This window comes from Klebsiella sp. BIGb0132 (assembly GCF_024810075.1).
GTDB lineage: Bacteria > Pseudomonadota > Gammaproteobacteria > Enterobacterales > Enterobacteriaceae > Klebsiella > Klebsiella terrigena.
Window position 1 is genome coordinate 131,334 of the sequence record NZ_JANUDW010000008.1, and the last position, 17,710, is coordinate 149,043.

The window sequence follows — 17,710 nt, forward strand, 5'->3', positions numbered from 1 at the left end:
CCGTTTCAGAACACCAGGTGTTCTGCGCGTACAATCATTGACATACCAGAAGTCAGCTGTACACGAACGCCATCTTTGGTGATTTCCAGAACGGTGGCGTCCATTGCGTTATTGCCTGCTTTCACCTTCAGAGCCTGGCCGACGGACAGCACGGTCAGATCTGATACAGGAGTATGACGCTCTTCGCGCGGTGCTTTCGCAACGGCAGGACGCGGCTTACGCTGTTCGGTACCTTCTTTGCGGCGAACCTGAGGACGCGGCTTACGCTCACGACGGGTGCCGTCTTCCTGCTGACCTGCAGCGGCAGCTGCGGCTTCGCGTTTTTTGGCCTGCTGGCCTGCACGCTGTGCCTGGACGCGAGCTTTTGCTTCTTCGAGCTGCTGACGGGCATGAGCAACGTGCTGCTCTTCCAGTTCGCCGCACGGGTTGCCGTCGAGGTCGACGCGAATCGCCCCTGGCTTAACGCCGTACAGATAGCGCCAGCTCGAAGTATAAAGACGTAAAGCGGCACGAAGCTGGGTTTTGCTGAGATTCATCTCACCCCCAACGCGCTCAACGAGATCCTGAAAAATACCGACTTTCAGGGGGCGAGCTTCACCTTCAGCGCTGAAGCACTGTGGGAAACGTTCGGCCAGAAATGCGATAACTTCTTTACTGCTATTCAACTTAGGTTGATTTTCCATGAAATTTCCTGATTACAACGGACGTAGCCAACAAGCCGCAGGCATGAACAGGCGCCATTATAATGACGCCATCGCTAAATGCTACGTTATCCGTTGATTATCCTGCGACGTGGGTGAATATTTTTTGATAGTCGGTCGCAGAAATGAGTTTTTCCAGCTGCGCTACCAGTTGCGTAAGCCCTTGTTCATCCTCAGCGGTGAAGCGGGCGTACGCGGTGCTGTCGATATCCAGGACGCCAATAATCTGACCGTTCACCCGCAGCGGGAAGACAATCTCCGAATTGCTGGCGGCATCACATGCGATATGCCCGTCAAAGGCGTGAACATCCTCCACGCGCTGCACGCGATTCTGCGAAACGGCAGTACCGCAAACGCCCCGCCCAACCGGAATTCGCACGCAGGCCAGCTTGCCCTGGAAGGGCCCCAGCACCAGCGTATCGCCTTCGAGTAGGTAGAACCCGGCCCAGTTTACCTCGCTCAGCCGCTCAAACAGCAGCGCGCTGGTATTAGAGATCGTGGCCAGAAAACTGGTTTCTCCTGCCATTAATGCCTGAAAATCACGGTTCAGATCCGCGTAAAATTCTGTTTTGTTCATTATATAATCACTTAGTTGTCTTACTCTCGTACACTGACTGCCTAATAAAATAAGCATTAAATGCGTTCAGGCTCAAGATGAATTCATTCCTGGGTTAATATAGTGAAATACATTCATTGCCGTACGTAATAAATGCCACTAAAAACACCCCAGATTACGCCAGCGAAAAAGATGACCGTACATGCGGTCGGTTCGCCGTTGCCTCAGGCCCACTATCACCGCTGCCCGCAGTGCGACATTCTGTTTCGCCTGCCGGTGCTTAAGCGCAATCAGAGCGCCTGGTGCCCACGCTGCAGCGCCAAAATACGCGACGGCCGCGACTGGTCGCTTTCGCGCCTTGGCAGTATGGCGATCGCCATGATGCTGCTGATGCCTTTCGCCTGGATGGAACCTTTACTGCGTTTGCACCTGCTCGGGGTGCGTATCGACGCTAACGTATTACAGGGCATCTGGCAAATGACCGACCAGGGCGATCCGCTGACGGCGGCGATGGTGCTATTTTGTGCCATTGGCGCGCCGGCCCTGCTGGTTATCTCCATCGCCTATCTTTGGCTAGGCAACGTGCTGGGGATGAACCTGCGCCCGGTGCTGCTGATGCTGGAGCGGTTAAAAGAGTGGGTGATGCTCGATATCTACCTGGTGGGCATCGGCGTGGCCTCGATCAAGGTCCAGGATTACGCGTTCCTGCAGCCCGGCGTCGGGCTTATCGCCTTTGTCTCATTGACGCTGCTCAGCATCCTCACGCTCATTCACATGAACGTCGAAGAGCTGTGGGAGCGATTCTACCCCGAGCGCCCGGCGCTGCGCCCGGACCCGAATCTGCAGGTGTGCACCGGCTGCCACTACACCGGGCACCGCGACGCCCGCGGACGCTGCCGTCGCTGCCATACGCCGCTACGCCACCGTCGGCCGCAGAGCCTGCAGAAGAGCTGGGCGGCGCTGATTGCCTCGGTGATGTTCCTGCTCCCCGCCAACCTGCTGCCGATCTCGATTATCTACGTTAACGGCGCGCGCCAGGACGATACGATCCTCTCCGGGATTCTGTCGCTGGCCAACAGCAACGTCGCCATTGCCGGCGTGGTGTTTATCGCCAGTATTCTGGTGCCGTTTACCAAAGTTATTGTGTTGTTTACGCTGCTGGTCAGCATACAATTCAGGTGCGAACAGGGGCTGCGCACCCGCATCCTGCTGCTGCGGCTGATTACCTGGATTGGCCGCTGGTCGATGCTCGATCTTTTCGTTATCTCATTAACCATGTCGCTGATAAACCGCGATCAACTCCTCGCTTTTACGATGGGGCCTGCTGCGGTATATTTCGGCGCCGCGGTAATATTAACTATCCTTGCTGTTGAATGGCTGGACAGCCGCTTACTTTGGGACGCACATGAGTCAGGAAACGCCCGCTTCGCCGACTGAAGCCAAAATTAAAACCAAACGTCGCATCTCGCCATTCTGGCTGCTGCCGGTCATCGCGCTGATGATCGCCAGCTGGCTGATCTGGACCAGCTATAGCGATCGCGGGACGACGATCACTATCGACTTTCAGTCGGCTAACGGGATTGTCCCCGGACGCACGCCTATCCGCTATCAGGGGGTAGAAGTGGGCACGGTGCAGAATATCTCGCTGAGTAAAGACCTGAGTAAGATAGAGGTTTCGGCCAGCGTCAAAAGCGATATGAAAGATGCCCTGCGCAAGGACACGCAGTTCTGGCTGGTCACGCCGAAAGCCTCGCTGGCGGGCGTTTCCGGCCTTGATGCGCTGGTCGGCGGCAACTATATCGGCATGATGCCGGGCCAGGGCGAACCTGAGGACCACTTTGTCGCCCTCGATACCCAGCCGAAGTACCGTATCAACAACGGCGAGCTGATGATTCATCTCCACGCCGCCGATCTCGGCTCGCTAACCAGCGGGTCGCTGGTCTATTTTCGCAAAATTCCCGTTGGCCGGGTCTACGACTATGCGCTTAACGACGGCAACCAGGGCGTCACCATTGACGTGCTGATCGAGCGCCGCTTTACCAATCTGGTCAAAAAAGGCACCCGCTTCTGGAACGTTTCGGGCGTCAAGGCCGACGTCGGGTTTAGCGGCGCTAAAGTGGAGCTGGAAAGCCTTTCGGCCCTGGTTAACGGGGCGATTGCCTTCGATTCCCCCGACGATTCCAAAGTCGCTCAGCAAAACGATGAGTACGGGCTGTACGAAGATTTGGCCCACAGCCAGCGCGGCGTGCTGGTGACGCTCGATTTACCCGACGGCACGGGGCTGAAAGCCGGCTCTACGCCGCTGATGTACCAGGGTCTCGAGGTCGGACAGCTGACTAAGCTCAACCTCCAGCCCGGGAGTAAAGTCACCGGCGAGATGACCGTCGATCCCAGCGTCGTAACTCTGCTGCGTGATAAGACGCTTATTCAGATGAAAAAGCCGAAAATTTCGCTGGATAACCCAAGCCTCAGCGCCCTGCTGACCGGCAATACCTTTGAGCTGGTTCCGGGAGAGGGTGAGGCGCGCAGCCACTTCGTGGTGCTGCCGGCGGATAAATCGCTGCTGGAGGAGCCCAACGTCGCCGCCATCACGCTGACGGCATCGGAGAGCTTCGGCATTGACGCCGGACAGCCGCTGGTGCTGCACGGCGTGAAAATCGGCCAGGTGCTGGAGCGCAGGCTGACGGCGAAAGGCGTCACCTTCCAGGTGGCCATTACGCCGGAATACCGCGATCTGGTGCACGGGGACAGCAAATTTGTGGTCAACAGCCGCCTCGACGTTAAGGTTGGCCTCGACGGCATTAAGGTGCTTGGCGCCAGCGCCAGCGAATGGGTTGACGGCGGTATCCGCATTATTCCCGGCGCCAAAGGGGTGATTCAGTCCAGCTATCCGCTGTATGCCAATATGGAAAAAGCGCAGGAGAATAGCCTGAGCGACGTCCCGACTACCACCCTGAGCCTCACGGCGGAAACGCTGCCGGATGTACAGGAAGGCTCGGTGGTGCTCTACCGCAAGTTTGCCGTGGGCGAGGTGACCTCCGTCAGGCCGCGCAGCAACGCGTTTGATATCGACCTGCACATTCAGCCGGAATATCGTCATCTGCTTACCGGCAATAGCGTGTTCTGGGCGGAAGGCGGCGCGAAGGTCCAGCTCGACGGCAACGGCCTGACCGTGCAGGCCTCGCCGCTGGCCCGCGCCCTTAAAGGGGCAATCAGCTTTGACGAGCTGAGCGGCACCAGCGCCCGCGCCCGCAGCGGCAATAAGCGTATTCTGTATGCCTCAGAGACCGCCGCCCGCGCGGTAGGCGGGCAGATAACCCTGCACGCCTTCGATGCGGGAAAACTCTCCTCCGGCATGCCTATCCGCTATCTGGGGATTAACATCGGCCAGATCCAATCGCTAAACCTGATCACCGCCAAAAACGAAGTGCAGGCGAAAGCCGTGCTCTACCCGGAGTACGTAGATACCTTCGCCCGCGGAGGCACCCGATTCTCGGTGATCACCCCGCAAATTTCCGCGGCGGGCGTCGAGCACCTGGATACCATCTTCCAGCCGTATATCAACGTTGAGCCCGGTCGGGGCACGCCGCGCCGTGACTTCGAAATCCAGGAAACGACCATCAGCGACTCGCGCTATATCGATGGCCTGAGCATCGTGGTTGAGGTGCCGGAAGCCGGTTCGCTGGATATCGGCACGCCGGTGCTGTTCCGTGGCCTCGAGGTGGGGACGGTCACCGGGCTAACGCTGGGATCGCTGTCGGACCGCGTGATGGTCAAACTGCGGATCAGCAAGCGTTATCAGTATCTGGTGCGTAACAACTCGGTGTTCTGGCTCTCTTCCGGCTACAACCTCGACTTTGGCCTGATTGGCGGAGTGGTGAAAACCGGGACCTTCAATCAGTTCATTCGCGGCGGCATCTCCTTTGCCACCCCGCCGGGCACGCCGCTGGCGCCAAAAGCGCAGGATGATAAGCACTTCCTGCTGCTGGAGAGCGAGCCGAAAGAGTGGCGCGAATGGGGCACCGCCCTGCCGCGCTAGCCCGCGGATTGTTGGAGCTCAGCCGCCGCCCCGGCGCCTGAGCTCCGCGCTGGCTTAACGCTCCGGTGTCCGATGCCGGAGCGTTTATGATAAACTGCGCACCCTTTTTTCTTGTGGTGCGCTCCAGTGGCTCAAAACGCTGTCTTTTTTCCTGACGAATTCCTCGCTCAAATGCGTGCGGTTATGCCGACACGTCTCTCTTTCGATGATTTTATTGCCGCCTGCCAACGTCCGCTACGCCGCAGCATCCGCGTTAACACGCTGAAAACCAGCGTGGCCGACTTTCTGCAGCTGGTCGCCCCCTACGGCTGGCAGCTTACGCCGGTGCCGTGGTGCGCAGAGGGATTTTGGATCGAGCGCGAGGACGAGGAGTCTCTGCCGTTAGGCAGCACCGCAGAGCACCTCAGCGGACTCTTCTACATTCAGGAAGCCAGCTCAATGCTGCCGGTGGCCGCCCTGTTTGCCGATGGAGATATGCCGCAGCGGGTGATGGATGTCGCCGCCGCGCCGGGGTCAAAAACCACGCAAATCGCCGCCAGGATGGGGAATAAAGGCGGGATCCTCGCCAACGAATATTCCGCCAGTCGGGTCAAGGTCCTGCATGCCAATATCAGCCGCTGCGGAATAAGCAACGTTGCGCTGACGCATTTCGATGGCCGGGTATTTGGCGCCGCGCTGCCGGAGAGCTTCGATGCGATCCTGCTCGACGCCCCCTGCTCCGGTGAAGGCGTGGTGCGCAAGGATCCCGAGGCCTTGAAAAACTGGTCCCCGGAAAGCAATCAGCAGATTGCGGCAACCCAGCGCGAGCTTATCGATAGCGCCTTTCACGCCCTGCAACCGGGCGGTACGCTGGTGTACTCAACCTGCACCCTGAACCGCGAAGAAAATGAGGACGTGGTGCAGTGGCTGCTGGCCCGCTATCCGCAGGCGGTGGAGACGTTGCCTCTCGACTCGCTCTTCCCCCAGGCCAGCGAGGCCCTGACGGCGGAGGGCTTTCTTCACGTCTTCCCGCAGATTTATGACTGCGAGGGCTTCTTCGTTGCCCGTCTGCGTAAAATCGCCGCCGTTGAACCGCTGCCGGCGCCGGGCTACAAGGTGGGTAAGTTTCCGTTTATCCCGATGAAGCGCCGGGAAAGCGCCGCCGTGTCGGACGCCGCGGCGGCCGTTGGTCTGCGCTGGGATGAGAGCCATACCCTCTGGCAGCGCGATAAGGAAATCTGGCTATTCCCGCAGGCCCTGGAAGCGTTTATTGGCAAGATCCGCTTTTCGCGAATTGGCATCCGGCTGGCGGAAACGCACAACAAGGGCTTCCGCTGGCAGCACGAGGCGGTCATCGCCCTTGCCGCATCCGCGACGCCTTTTGCGCTGACGGAGAGTGAGGCCGAAGAGTGGTATCGCGGCCGCGATATTTACCCGCAAACCCAGCCGCAGCAGGACGAAGCGATCGTCACATACCAGGGCGCAACCCTCGGCCTGGCGAAAAAAGTGGGTTCACGCCTGAAGAACAGCTATCCCCGTGAGCTGGTGCGTGACGGGAAGCTATTTGCCGGCAAGGTGTGATTGAGCGCAAAAAAACAGCACTTTTTCACTGGCTATTTGCGCCCCATTGTCTACGCTGAAAAATGGCGGCCTTAACTGGTCGTACCACAATTCAGCAGACAAACGGGGTGAATTTATGAGTAAAACAAACATACGCATCGGCGCGTTTGAAATAGACGACGCCGAACTGCACGGCGAACAGCAGGGGGAGCGAACGTTAAGCATTCCCTGCAAATCCGATCCGGATTTGTGTATGCAGCTCGACGGTTGGGATGCTGACACCAGCGTTCCGGCTATTCTTGATGGCCGACATTCCGTTCTCTACCGTAAGCACTACGATCAACAATCTGACGCCTGGGTCATGCGCGTAGCCTGACTCAAAAAGAACCCGTCGCCTGAGACGGGTTATTTACCCCCATTCTCGTTAAACTCCCCTATACTTATTAGCATGTTAACCTGAACATGTGGCCAGGATGTTTGCCTTAGTTTTGTTCATTTGTTACCTGGACGGCGGCTGCGAGGACATTGTCGTGGATGTTTACGACGACGAACGACGCTGTGTGGTCGCATTGGACGATCAGCGGATCCGCCATGGCGGCTGCTTTCCGGTAGAAGATTTTATCGACGGTTTCTGGCGCCCCGCCAGCGAATACAGCGATTTCTAGCCTGCCTGCTGCAGCTGCACGAGGGTCAGCTCGCCGCCAAAGACGGCCCCGGTATCAATATAGTGCTGGTTATCGCTGTCGTAGCGCTGCCTGAGCGGCGTATGGCCAAACCAGAAATGATCGGCACCACCAATCGCCCCGTGTCGTCCAGCCAGATGGTCCGTCAGGCGCTGACGGTTCCACAGGACTTGGGTTGCATCCACCGGCTGCTGCCAGCGATAGCACGCCGCCGGATAATCCGCGTGGGCAATAACGTGGGTCTGCGAGCCGGCGCGGAGCTCAATAATCAACGGCAGCCGACGGCAGCAGGCAAAGAGCGGCGCCATCTGCCGCCGCGCCTCCGACGAGCTCTCCTGATACCAGCGCCCGCCGTTGAGCATCCACAGCGCCATCTTCCCGCTCTCCTGCGCCTCCAGCGCCATCTGCTCGTGGTTGCCCCGCACCGCGCGAAACCAGCGACGATCGAGGAGGCCCAGCGTTGCCGCGCTTTGCGGGCCGCGATCGATCAGATCTCCCACGGAGATAAGCAGATCCTGGTACGGGTCAAACCTGAGCAGCCGCAGCTTCGCCGCCAGCAGCGCAAGGCAGCCGTGCAGGTCTCCGACGAGCCAAATATTACGCCAGAGTGAACCATCAAGATGCTGATACATATTGATCCTCCTGCCACAATTATAGCGAGATATTTCTCCTGTTCTCCTCCCTGAAACACACTTCAATAAAATTTAAACGAAACGGAAATATAGTCCGCCAGGGCATTAATCTCGCGCCTGACTCTCATTAAAATAGAGTCTAAATAACGCCGAGGTATTCATCGTGACGGACAATAGCCTGCATTCAGCCTACGAACTACAGCCACAGACAAATCTAATTACCGATCTGGTGATGGGCAGATTTATTCCCGCACCAATCTGGCAAAAGCGTAATTACCGGCTTAAGTTCCTGCTGCGAACCGCATTATTTTATACGCCAACCCGGACCATGCTGGATAATCTCGCGGCGCGGCCCAACTTCAGCCAGCTGCTCGCCGCTCAGGTGACGCTGCCGGGAAAAGTTCATCGTCAGTACCTGAGGCGCGGGCTCAACGCCGGCCAGCGCGCCGCGGCGATCGTCAGCCACTATCAGTATATCGATACCTTACCCGCCGGCCGGCTGGGTGCCGCCATGACCGCGGTGCAGGAGATGCCGCTGCTGGCGCTGCAGGGTAAAGATGACGCCCGGTTTACGCTGTCGGCCTCCTCTGCCGGGAAAGCCGAGCGCGAAGGCGAAACCACGCTTTGGCTGCGCGACGGGAACCAGACGCTGCTGGCCAGCGCGACGTTTAGCGTGGTGCGCGACCAGGAGCAGTGGCAGCTGACCATCGGCGGGCTGCAGGGACCGCGCCGCAACGTCCCGCACGAGGTGATAAAACAGGCTACCCGTGCCTGCTACGGCCTGTTTCCTAAGCGCCTGCTGCTGGAGTTTATCTGGGCGCTGGCGGCGCAAAGCAATATTCAGGCAATTTATGGCGTGAGCGATAATGGCCACGTTTTCATGGCATTACGCTATCGCTTAAGTAAAGGACGCCACTTCCACGCCAGCTATGACGAGTTCTGGAAGTCTATTGAGGGCGAAGCCGAGGGCGCGTGGCGCTGGCGCTTACCGCTGCGCCTTGAGCGCAAGTCTCTGGAGGAGATTGCCAGCAAAAAGCGCGCCGAGTATCGCCGCCGCTTCCAGCTGCTCGACGAGCTGAACGCCGAGGTTATCGCCCTCACCGCCGGCTCCCGGCAGGCGTAGCTTGGCAATAAATAAACGCCGTTTTCGCAACGGCGTTTGCATCTTATCCTGCGGTTTCGTTACTATCATCACTTCTTCGTTTCCGTTCAGGTAGCCATTGAAGTTATGAGTAAAGCAGAAGCAGTGCTGTTGGCTATCGTCCTGATTATTTTGACGGCTTCCCTGTGGTTTATTTTCAGCGGCGAAATCTGGTCCCTCGTCAGTTATCTGGAGACGCGGCTATATCCCTCTTTAGTCGCACCGGAATAATCTTCTTTTGTTTATTTACACTCGCCATCTGCGCATTTTTTCTCACGCCCTCATTTTTTTCACGGTATCACGGCGTATAAATAAGACAAATTATGACGATTTTACTCCGCCACAAGCCGATTAATTCACCCGGTCAATTTATCTCGCGCTAAAAATCGCTCCGCTGACTCCACAGGTATCTGATGTTTGTGCCGAAGAGGATACGCTCTTCCCTCGTTGAATCATTCGCTTAGAATTGATCCTCGCCGTACATCCCCTTATCTGTAACCTCACTTTTGTCCAGATTTTTTGTTCTGAACTTTGCACCAGATGCAGATTTTTAAAAATATTCACAATTCTCGCCAGCCGCAAAACGTTAACAATTAAAACAAAAAACCAACAAGAAGCGTATTAACCAGTCTATAAAACCAAATTAATTAAAAATCAAAGAATAAAAAATCACAAAAAACCAAAAAACAAGCCATTCACATAAAATTACACTTATTCATAGGAAGTGGTTATACGTTAAAAAAATAGGACACCTCTTATTGAACGACCGGAAAGGCTTCTCGTTGTGCTTCGATTTCTCTCAGCGGCTTTCAAATTAAAAAGAGGTTCACCATGAACGTCAAAACGATTACAGGCAGCGTATTAGGTGGCTTATTCGGCGCTATGGTTGTGGCTCATTCGGCGCTTGCCGCGGACCCGTTAGAAACCGGAACCTTGACCGGTCAGGTGGGAGTGCAGTTGACCATCGGCTCAGGCTGTACGGTAACGAACGGTACCAACGCGGGCAGCACCAACAGCTGGGGCACCATTGATTTTGGCTCCTACAGCGATCTGAGCTACGCCATCGACGCCGGTATGATAGGCAGCGGTGGTGCGAGTGCTATCACCATAAAATGCAGCTCCGGCATTAGCCCGAATCTGACGCTCAACGGCGGCGCACACGGCGGTTCCGGCGCCCTGCGCTATATGGAAAATGATGCAGGTACGGCGAAAATCGCTTATCGCCTCTATTCCGATAGCGCGCGCCAGAATCCACTCCTGATGGATACCGCGTTTACGGTAGACGCGACCGGGGGCGAACAGGAAATCCCTATTTTTGCACGCATTCTGCCAGCGGATCAGGGTGGGGTAACGGCACCGTCTGCAGGTCTCTATCAGGATATGGTTATCGCCACCCTGACCTGGTAGCGGCACGAGGAAACGGACGTCATGCTTCGAACGCAGTGGCTAGTCGCATTAATACTCATGAGCGCAGGCGCTTATGCTGACGTAGCCCAGAAGAACTTTAAGGTCTCGGCACAAATTACGACCGGCTGCCTGTTAGGCAGCGGCGGCGGTGCGCCGGCAGCGGATTTCGGCACGCTGAGCTTCGGGTCGATGTCTTCTCTTTACAATAACGTCGATGTTGCCAGCTCCGCAGGGGCTGGCTCTATCGTCGTGGCCTGCACGCCGGGCATGGCCGTCTCTATTGCGCTCGACTACGGCGTCAACGGCGGCTCAGCCACGCAGCGTTACATGGTAAACGGCAGCGGTAATACCCTTGCCTATCAGCTCTTCCAGGACATCAACCGCTCCAGCGTTTGGGGGACGAACGCCCTGGCATACAGCGTTGCCTCATTTCCGAACACCACACAAACCTATACGGTTTATGGCCGCCTTTTTGCCACGAATGGCTTCCCGGCGCAGGGTTCGTATACCGACACAGTCACGGTCACACTGACATATTAGATAATTAGCAGGTTAAATATGATTCGCAGTAGTGTTGCCCTGTTTTTGCTCACCTCTTCTCTCTTCACCACCGCGCACGCCGCCAGCTCCGTTCTGGTGTGGCCCATTTATCAAACCATCAGCGACAGCGAAAAGGGATCCGAACTTTGGCTGGAAAATCGCGGTACGGCGGCGGTCAACCTGCAGCTGCGGGTTTTCGCCTGGGATCAGAAGGACTCTTCCGACGTCTATGCCGATCAGAGCGAGGTGGTTGCCAGCCCGCCCTTCACCACCGTACAGCCTGGACAGCGCCAGCTGGTGCGCCTGATGCGTATCGCTCCCGTCTCTGCCGGCAGGGAAAAATCGTATCGTATTGTGATAGATGAAGTCCCCTCCAGACAGCCGGCAGTGCAAACCGATAAAAGCTCCGCCGGGCTGAAAATGCGCATGCGCTACGTGCTGCCGCTATTTACCTATGGGCAAGGCCTCGCGCCGCTGAAGCTCGAAAGCCCCGTCGAGCCGGTAAGGGCCACCCTGAGCTGGACGCTTTCCAGCCAGCAGGGTCGCCGGGCGCTGTGCATTAAGAATGCGGGCAACCAGCACGCGCGGCTAAGCAACGTCTACTGGGCGAAAGCTGCCGGTAAGGCGGAGGTCACCCAGGCGGAGGGGCTGCTCGGCTACGTTCTGGCCCAGCGCAGCGTCTGCTTCCCGCTGACAGACAAAGCGGCGGTATCGCCAGGCCTGCGCCTGTTTGCCAGATTGACCGACAATAGTCAGGCGGTGGAGATTTCGGCATCCCGTTGATTATGAGGCTTCTGGCATGGACCGCAGCAGGTGGGCTGCTGACGTTAACATCGGCAGCCAGCCTGGCAGCAACCTACGATAGCTTACCGGCGCCGATGGCTTCTTTTAGCCCGAAGCGGGAGTATGTGCTGTATCTGGGCATCTCCGTGAACGGCAACACGCTGGCCGGCACGGTTCCGGTAAAAGTTATTGACGATCGCTATTGGGTCCCGGCCTCCGTCCTGCGGCAGGCCCATATTCCGCTAGCGGAAGGCGAAGCGCTGGTCGACGTTTCCCTTATTCCTTCGGTACAGGTCGAGTACGATCGGGCCGGTCAGATGCTCAGGCTCAAGGTTCCCGAGAGCTGGCTACCGGAACAGCGCATTGATAATACGACCGGGCAGAATTACTACCCGCCGCTCAGCACCCCTGGGCTGCTCTTCAACTATGACTCCTATAGCCTCGCCGCCTCCGACGGCAGCAAAACCACCAGCACGTCGACGGAAATGCGCTTTTTTGGCGCCGCAGGCACCTTTTCCAACTTCGCCGTGATACGGCAGAACTGGACTTCAGGAGACGACGAACAGCAGGGCTATATCCGCTACGACTCGCTGTGGAAATATAGCGATACCGAGCGCATGCTGAGCTACCAGGCCGGGGACGTGGTCAGCGACGCGTTAACCTGGAGTAGCTCCGTCCGCCTTGGCGGTCTGCGCTTTAGCCGTAACTTCAGCGTTCGCCCGGACCTGGTCACCTACCCGCTGCTCAACCTTTCCGGCAGCGCGGAGGTCCCATCGAGCGTCGATCTCTTTATCAACGGCTATAAGACGAGCTCCAGCCAAATTAACGGTGGACCCTATACCCTGACGAATGTGCCCTACATCAGCGGGGCGGGTGAAGCCACGGTGGTGACCACCGATGCGCTGGGTCGCCAGGTTACAACCAGCATCCCCTTTTACGTCTCTAACACCCTGCTGCGCAAAGGCCTCAGCGATTTTGACTTCTCCATCGGCGCGCTGCGCAATAACTACGGGATCAAGAATGCCGACTATGGCGCGGGCGCCGTCAGCGCCATATATCGTTACGGCGTGAGCAACTGGCTGACGCTATCAACGCATACCGAAGATCGAGAGGGGTTAACCAACGCGGGCGTCGGCAGCGATGTTAGCGTCGGGACGTTTGGGACGCTGAGCCTCTCCGCCAGCGCCAGCCAGGGCGAAGGCAAAGGTAACCAGTTTACCTCGGGCTACTCCTACTACAGCAGCGGCTGGGGGATCAACTATCAGCATATTCAGCGCAGCGCTAGCTTCGACAACCTCAGCAGCTATCGCTCAACCGCCACCCTCAGCCGCCAGTCGGATCAGGCGACGCTGAGCTTAAGCCCGTGGGGTCGGTTACTGGGCTCGTTCAGCCTCGGCTACTTCGATATTCAGGCGCAGGATAGCAGCCGCACGCGCCTGATGAACCTGTCATGGAGCCGCAGCCTGTGGAAAAACAGCAGCATGAATATCAGCGTTAACCGGGATCTGCAGGCCAACACCTACTCCAGCATGCTGCAGCTTATTGTTCCCTTTGACGCCCTGGGTACCGTGCAAACCAGCGGCCAGCGCTCCAGCTCCGGCGAGTGGGGGCAAAACGTTGCCTACAGCCGCTCCGCTCCCGTTGAGGGCGGAGTCGGCTGGAATATCGCCCACTCGATCAGCGGTGATGATTACGGCCAGGCCGATGTGACGTGGATAAATAGTCGGGCAACGCTGAGCGGCGGCTATTACGGCTCGCGCGACGATCGCCACGGCTGGCTTGAGGCCGCGGGCTCGGCGATCGTGATGGATAACAGCCTGTTTTTCGCCCGCCGTATTAACGACGCGTTTATCGTCGTCTCGACCGGCGGCTACCCTGACGTCGCGGTGAACTATGAAAACCGCAAAGTTGGCACCACCGATAAGAGTGGTCACCTGCTTATTCCATGGGCCACGGCGTGGTACCCGGGCAAAGTGACGCTGGACACCCTGCCCCTGCCGACGGATACCGAAGTCGCGCTGGTCGAACAGCGTATCGCCGTGCGTGAGGCCAGCGGCGCGCTGGTGGAGTTCCCGGTTCGTCGGGTTCGCTCGGCAACGATCGTCCTTGTCGATGGCGCAGGCCAGCCTTTAGCGCTCGGCACCCCGGTTGAGGAAACCACCAGCCGTCAGGCCAGCGTGGTGGGATACGACGGGATCGTCTGGCTTTCACACCTGAATCGGGAGAATAAGCTGGTCGTCAGCGCCGGCAACGGGGAGTGCGTTGTGCACTTCAAACTACCTGAACAGACGCCGGTCCCGCAGCGGGTGGGGCCGATAAGCTGCAAATGAACAACCCGGAGACGATGTTGAAACGCATCCTTATTTTATGCACCCTGCTGTTTTTATTAAGCCCGCATGCCCGGGCGGATATCAGCTGTTCATTTCAGCTCACCAGCGCGGCAAGCTTTGGTTCAGTAGACTCCTTTACCCTTGCGACTACCTCGCAGACGGTAAAGTCGGCATCCGGATTTGCCTGTTCCGGCAGCGCGCTGTCGCTGCTTAGCACCAATACCATTAGCGCTAAAATCGTCTCATCGGATCACCCAAATGGCTCTGTTCCGCAGATGATGAGCGCCAGCGGCACCGATTTTGTGCCCTACACCCTCTGCCCAGATAACACCTGCTCCGAGATTTACCCCATCGGCTATACCAAAACCTGGAGTATCACCTCGCTTATCGGGCTGCTGGGGTTGTTCAACGCCAGCGATGGTTCGCTGCCCATTTTTCTGAAAATCCCCACCGGGCTCAATGTGCCCGCGGGAACCTATACCGACAATATCAACATCTTGTGGGATTACAGGATTTGTGTATCCGGCATCATTTCGTGCAACTACGCCACCGGCCATCAGCAGGTGGTACTTAACGTGACGCTGAAGGTGACCAACTACTGCTTCCTCGACAGCGCGCCGGACGTGGCTTTTGCGCCCGCCTCCCTTCCCTCCAGCTTTGCCAACCTGAGCGGCAAATTCTCCGTACGCTGTACGAAGAACGCCGCCTATACCGTTAACCTCACCAGCGCCAATCCCGTCAGCGACGGCTGGCGCCAGCTGATGGCAACGATTAACCAGACCAGCTACGGGCTGCAGTATCAGTTTTACCAGCCTTCCGGCAGCGCGTGGACTCAGACCAATAACCTTAGCGTTAGCGGCACCGGCGTATCTCAGGACGTAAACTACACCCTAAAAATAAACCCGGCTCAAACCAGCAAGCCGGCCGGGACCTACAGCGATACCGTCACCGTGACCGTCTCCTGGTGAACGCCAACGCCGCGTTTTTCTGTAAAGGAAATGTGAATGCGTTTTTTGTTGTGGTATAAGGGGAAAAGGTCGCGTCGGGAAATGAGGGATCGTCTCGGGCCTTGCTAGATAATACTTTGAAAGATATAGATAAAAAGAGACCGAACACGATTCCTGTATTCGGTCCAGGGAAATGGCTCTTGGGAGAGAGCCGTGCGCTAAAAGTTGGCATTAATGCAGGCTAAGTCGCCTTGCCTTATAAGAATAGTTTACCGCGTCAGGTTTTCCAGTCCGCAACAAAAGTGGGCCAATAATTCCCGGTAAAATCGCGGAAACGCATAAAAAAACCGCCGTTCCTGTCGCAGGGAAACGGCGGTTTTTTCATTTTAATACAGTCAGATAGTTCTAAAGATCAGCAAAGTTTTTGCGCTCGCTCGATAAAGGGTGCCAGGCTCATTTTTTGCCCCGGATGCTGAGGGTCATCGACCTGGATCACAGAAATCGGCTGACCGCTGGTTTTACCGGCCTTAACCTGCTCAATAGCAATATCATTTAACGGATACTGTACCAGCGTGCTGGGATTGATGGCGAACAGCGCATTTCCCGGACGACAGGTCAGCATCACCTCTTCACGGTTAAATGCCCAGCTATCCTTACCGACTTCAAAGCGGCTAACGGTGATAACCTGCGGGGCCGCAAGCGCGGCGCCGGAGCTTGCCAGTAACATCAGTGTCAGAACAATTTTTTTCATGATTTAACCAGTTAATTCAATAAGGTTCCCAGGTCGCAAACAGGCTGACGGCCAGCAGCGCCAGCGCCCCCAGCGCCATCTCCACCTGCGTGGTACGCAAAATGAGCCGCTCTGCCCGCGCGTCGTTCAGCGACATTCGAGGTACCAGAACATACCGGTTCACCAGCGCGATTGCCACCATCCCCGCGACCAGAGCACATTTGATCAACAGCATTCGGCCCCACGGCGAATCGCTGAAAAATCCGCCCTGAATCAGCAGCGTATTCACCATGCCGCTGGCAATAGTGCCGGCCACCGCCAGATGCCCGTAGCGCGAAAAGCGCATCATGGCGCTAATCGCCGCCTGCCGCCAGCGCCCCTGCAGCAAACGCAGGCAGTAGATAAACGGCAGCAGCCCGCCAAACCAGCCGGCGACGCAGAACAGATGCACGGCATGATTGGCGCGCTGCAGCGCCCCCAGCCCGCCTTCGCTCATCGCCGCATGACCCACGCCCGCCAGTAAAAGCAGCTGCGCGCAAAGCAGCACCAGCAGCAGTCGCGCCGAATGGTGCGGCTTAAGCCAGACGACGATAAGCGTGACCCAGGCCAGCAGAATTTGCCACACCCAGACGCTGCCAAACCGCGTGCCGGCGACGGCCTGCCAGATAGCGGGCTGCCAGACATCGGGCCAGCCCTCGCCCATCAGGCCGCCCTGCGCCATTAGCATCAGCAGCGCTGAAAGCGCGCTGATCAACAGCAGATGGCGCAGCAGCGGATAAAATCGCTGCATTAGCAGGCGACGCAGCGTCGATGGCGCCCACCACGCGCCGTACAGCACGCAGCCGAAAGCCACCATCAGCGAGCCGAAGTGGACAAACCGTAGGATGATATAGAGTGACGCGAGCATCGTTTATTTAACGGTAAAGTGGTACTGCCCTTTGGTCTTATGACCGTCAACGGAGACCACGTGCCAGTCAACGGTATAGTCTCCCGGCGATAAGGGCTGCGCCAGCGGGACCACCAGCTGCGCTTTATTATCATCGCTAAGCGCCAGCTTGCCGGTCGCCACCGCGTTGTGCTGAGGGCCGCTAAGCGTCACGCCGCTGAAGCGGGTTTCGATACCCTCGGAAAAGCTCAGCGTTAGCGCCTGCGGCGAGGCGTTCACCGTCGAATCCGCGGCGGGAGTTTGCTGCTGCAGGTGCGCGTGGGCGAAAGCGCCGGCGCTGGCCAGGAAACCGGCGAGAAGAGCGGCTGCGCGCAGCGCGCTTGCGGCGAGAATACGCATAATCGTCATTCCTTTTCGTTATGTATGTAGCACAGAGAATAACCCTGTATAATGGCGTAGTCGAGCCATGCGTATCAGTCTTAGGTCACGCTCGGCAAGCTTTAGGTATCATCCAGGAGAAACCAATGGAAAATAATCTGGCAAAAATCTCGCAGGACGAGATGGACAAGGTCAACGTCGATCTTGCGGCGGCCGGCGTCGCCTTTAAAGAACGTTATAATATGCCGGTGGTCGCCGATTTGGTCGAAAGAGAGCAGCCTGCTCATCTCCGGGACTGGTTCCGCGAACGCCTGATCGCCCATCGACTGGCATCCGTATCACTCTCACGCCTGCCCTATGAACCCAAAACAAAATAATTCAGCCCCCCTGTGGAGACCCGGGTTGGCAAGACCGGCAC

19 protein-coding genes are annotated in these 17,710 nt (G+C 57.5%); 13 read left to right on the plus strand and 6 right to left on the minus strand.

Annotated features, from left to right (window positions below; all coding sequences use genetic code 11):
• Positions 1-5: 5 nt before the first annotated feature.
• Complete coding sequence (gene proQ / locus M2416_RS20325) at positions 6-683, minus strand: RNA chaperone ProQ (protein WP_041146207.1); 678 nt, start codon at positions 681-683, stop codon at positions 6-8.
• Positions 684-780: 97 nt separating this feature from the next.
• Positions 781-1,278: a GAF domain-containing protein gene (locus M2416_RS20330; RefSeq protein WP_259226426.1), complete on the minus strand. Its 498-nt coding sequence runs from the start codon at positions 1,276-1,278 to the stop codon at positions 781-783.
• Positions 1,279-1,410: 132 nt separating this feature from the next.
• On the opposite strand from M2416_RS20330, the gene yebS reads away from it, so the two are divergent.
• The 5 genes from yebS to M2416_RS20355 all read left to right on the plus strand — a co-directional run bounded on the left by yebS (position 1,411) and on the right by M2416_RS20355 (position 7,500).
• Positions 1,411-2,694: a membrane integrity lipid transport subunit YebS gene (yebS, locus tag M2416_RS20335; protein WP_259226427.1), complete on the plus strand. Its 1,284-nt coding sequence runs from the start codon at positions 1,411-1,413 to the stop codon at positions 2,692-2,694.
• Positions 2,663-5,296, plus strand: coding sequence for a PqiB family protein (locus M2416_RS20340; protein WP_076947346.1), 2,634 nt, complete (start codon positions 2,663-2,665; stop codon positions 5,294-5,296). Before yebS ends, M2416_RS20340 begins: the two co-directional genes overlap by 32 nt.
• Positions 5,297-5,422: 126 nt before the next feature.
• On the plus strand, positions 5,423-6,856 hold the full coding sequence (gene rsmF / locus M2416_RS20345) for a 16S rRNA (cytosine(1407)-C(5))-methyltransferase RsmF (protein WP_259226428.1): 1,434 nt from the start codon (positions 5,423-5,425) through the stop codon (positions 6,854-6,856).
• Positions 6,857-6,971: 115 nt separating this feature from the next.
• Positions 6,972-7,211, plus strand: a complete 240-nt coding sequence (locus M2416_RS20350; protein ID WP_041146212.1) for a YebV family protein — start codon at positions 6,972-6,974, stop codon at positions 7,209-7,211.
• A 97-nt stretch (positions 7,212-7,308) separates the two neighbouring features.
• Positions 7,309-7,500 (plus strand): YdfD/YebW family protein, encoded by a 192-nt coding sequence (locus tag M2416_RS20355; protein ID WP_076947344.1) that lies wholly within the window; start codon positions 7,309-7,311, stop codon positions 7,498-7,500.
• Here the strand turns inward: M2416_RS20355 and pphA are convergent.
• Positions 7,497-8,150, minus strand: coding sequence for a protein-serine/threonine phosphatase (gene pphA, locus M2416_RS20360; RefSeq protein WP_076947343.1), 654 nt, complete (start codon positions 8,148-8,150; stop codon positions 7,497-7,499). The two genes, M2416_RS20355 and pphA, sit on opposite strands and share 4 nt — an antisense overlap.
• A gap of 163 nt (positions 8,151-8,313) precedes the next feature.
• On the opposite strand from pphA, the gene M2416_RS20365 reads away from it, so the two are divergent.
• From M2416_RS20365 to M2416_RS20395, 7 genes are all read left to right on the plus strand, one after another.
• On the plus strand, positions 8,314-9,273 hold the full coding sequence (locus M2416_RS20365) for a VirK/YbjX family protein (protein ID WP_259226429.1): 960 nt from the start codon (positions 8,314-8,316) through the stop codon (positions 9,271-9,273).
• 105 nt (positions 9,274-9,378) lie between these two features.
• Positions 9,379-9,522, plus strand: a complete 144-nt coding sequence (locus tag M2416_RS20370) for an Ecr family regulatory small membrane protein (protein WP_148070661.1) — start codon at positions 9,379-9,381, stop codon at positions 9,520-9,522.
• 600 nt (positions 9,523-10,122) lie between these two features.
• Positions 10,123-10,698, plus strand: a complete 576-nt coding sequence (locus tag M2416_RS20375) for a Csu type fimbrial protein (protein WP_076947341.1) — start codon at positions 10,123-10,125, stop codon at positions 10,696-10,698.
• Positions 10,699-10,719: 21 nt separating this feature from the next.
• Positions 10,720-11,238, plus strand: coding sequence for a Csu type fimbrial protein (locus tag M2416_RS20380; protein ID WP_259226430.1), 519 nt, complete (start codon positions 10,720-10,722; stop codon positions 11,236-11,238).
• 18 nt (positions 11,239-11,256) lie between these two features.
• On the plus strand, positions 11,257-12,021 hold the full coding sequence (locus M2416_RS20385) for a fimbrial biogenesis chaperone (RefSeq protein WP_259226431.1): 765 nt from the start codon (positions 11,257-11,259) through the stop codon (positions 12,019-12,021).
• 2 nt (positions 12,022-12,023) lie between these two features.
• Entirely contained in the window at positions 12,024-14,351 is a 2,328-nt protein-coding gene (locus tag M2416_RS20390) for a fimbria/pilus outer membrane usher protein (protein ID WP_259226489.1), read from the plus strand.
• Positions 14,352-14,365: 14 nt separating this feature from the next.
• Complete coding sequence (locus tag M2416_RS20395; RefSeq protein WP_254846105.1) at positions 14,366-15,319, plus strand: Csu type fimbrial protein; 954 nt, start codon at positions 14,366-14,368, stop codon at positions 15,317-15,319.
• A 391-nt stretch (positions 15,320-15,710) separates the two neighbouring features.
• Here the strand turns inward: M2416_RS20395 and M2416_RS20400 are convergent, their stop codons facing one another.
• From M2416_RS20400 to yobA, 3 genes are read right to left on the minus strand one after another with little or no spacing between them, the layout of a single operon-like run.
• Complete coding sequence (locus tag M2416_RS20400; RefSeq protein ID WP_041146216.1) at positions 15,711-16,049, minus strand: YebY family protein; 339 nt, start codon at positions 16,047-16,049, stop codon at positions 15,711-15,713.
• 16 nt (positions 16,050-16,065) lie between these two features.
• Positions 16,066-16,935, minus strand: coding sequence for a copper homeostasis membrane protein CopD (copD, locus tag M2416_RS20405; protein WP_076947338.1), 870 nt, complete (start codon positions 16,933-16,935; stop codon positions 16,066-16,068).
• A 3-nt stretch (positions 16,936-16,938) separates the two neighbouring features.
• The gene (yobA, locus tag M2416_RS20410; protein WP_259226432.1) at positions 16,939-17,313 is read right to left on the minus strand and encodes a CopC domain-containing protein YobA; all 375 of its coding nucleotides are present in this window, start codon (positions 17,311-17,313) and stop codon (positions 16,939-16,941) included.
• Between the two features lie 125 nt (positions 17,314-17,438).
• On the opposite strand from yobA, the gene M2416_RS20415 reads away from it, so the two are divergent.
• Positions 17,439-17,669 carry a DNA polymerase III subunit theta gene (locus M2416_RS20415; protein WP_041146219.1) on the plus strand — a complete coding sequence of 77 codons (231 nt, stop codon included), beginning with the start codon at positions 17,439-17,441 and terminating at the stop codon, positions 17,667-17,669.
• The last annotated feature ends 41 nt before the right edge of the window (positions 17,670-17,710 follow it).

Coding starts and splice junctions, on each gene's coding strand:
- proQ (WP_041146207.1), bottom strand. CDS start 683: ATGGAAAATCAACCTAAGTTGAATAGCAGTAAAGAAGTTATCGCATTT.
- M2416_RS20330 (WP_259226426.1), bottom strand. CDS start 1,278: ATGAACAAAACAGAATTTTACGCGGATCTGAACCGTGATTTTCAGGCA.
- yebS (WP_259226427.1), top strand. CDS start 1,411: ATGCCACTAAAAACACCCCAGATTACGCCAGCGAAAAAGATGACCGTA.
- M2416_RS20340 (WP_076947346.1), top strand. CDS start 2,663: ATGAGTCAGGAAACGCCCGCTTCGCCGACTGAAGCCAAAATTAAAACC.
- M2416_RS20350 (WP_041146212.1), top strand. CDS start 6,972: ATGAGTAAAACAAACATACGCATCGGCGCGTTTGAAATAGACGACGCC.
- M2416_RS20355 (WP_076947344.1), top strand. CDS start 7,309: ATGTTTGCCTTAGTTTTGTTCATTTGTTACCTGGACGGCGGCTGCGAG.
- pphA (WP_076947343.1), bottom strand. CDS start 8,150: ATGTATCAGCATCTTGATGGTTCACTCTGGCGTAATATTTGGCTCGTC.
- M2416_RS20370 (WP_148070661.1), top strand. CDS start 9,379: ATGAGTAAAGCAGAAGCAGTGCTGTTGGCTATCGTCCTGATTATTTTG.
- M2416_RS20375 (WP_076947341.1), top strand. CDS start 10,123: ATGAACGTCAAAACGATTACAGGCAGCGTATTAGGTGGCTTATTCGGC.
- M2416_RS20380 (WP_259226430.1), top strand. CDS start 10,720: ATGCTTCGAACGCAGTGGCTAGTCGCATTAATACTCATGAGCGCAGGC.
- M2416_RS20385 (WP_259226431.1), top strand. CDS start 11,257: ATGATTCGCAGTAGTGTTGCCCTGTTTTTGCTCACCTCTTCTCTCTTC.
- M2416_RS20390 (WP_259226489.1), top strand. CDS start 12,024: ATGAGGCTTCTGGCATGGACCGCAGCAGGTGGGCTGCTGACGTTAACA.
- M2416_RS20395 (WP_254846105.1), top strand. CDS start 14,366: ATGTTGAAACGCATCCTTATTTTATGCACCCTGCTGTTTTTATTAAGC.
- M2416_RS20400 (WP_041146216.1), bottom strand. CDS start 16,049: ATGAAAAAAATTGTTCTGACACTGATGTTACTGGCAAGCTCCGGCGCC.
- copD (WP_076947338.1), bottom strand. CDS start 16,935: ATGCTCGCGTCACTCTATATCATCCTACGGTTTGTCCACTTCGGCTCG.
- yobA (WP_259226432.1), bottom strand. CDS start 17,313: ATGCGTATTCTCGCCGCAAGCGCGCTGCGCGCAGCCGCTCTTCTCGCC.
- M2416_RS20415 (WP_041146219.1), top strand. CDS start 17,439: ATGGAAAATAATCTGGCAAAAATCTCGCAGGACGAGATGGACAAGGTC.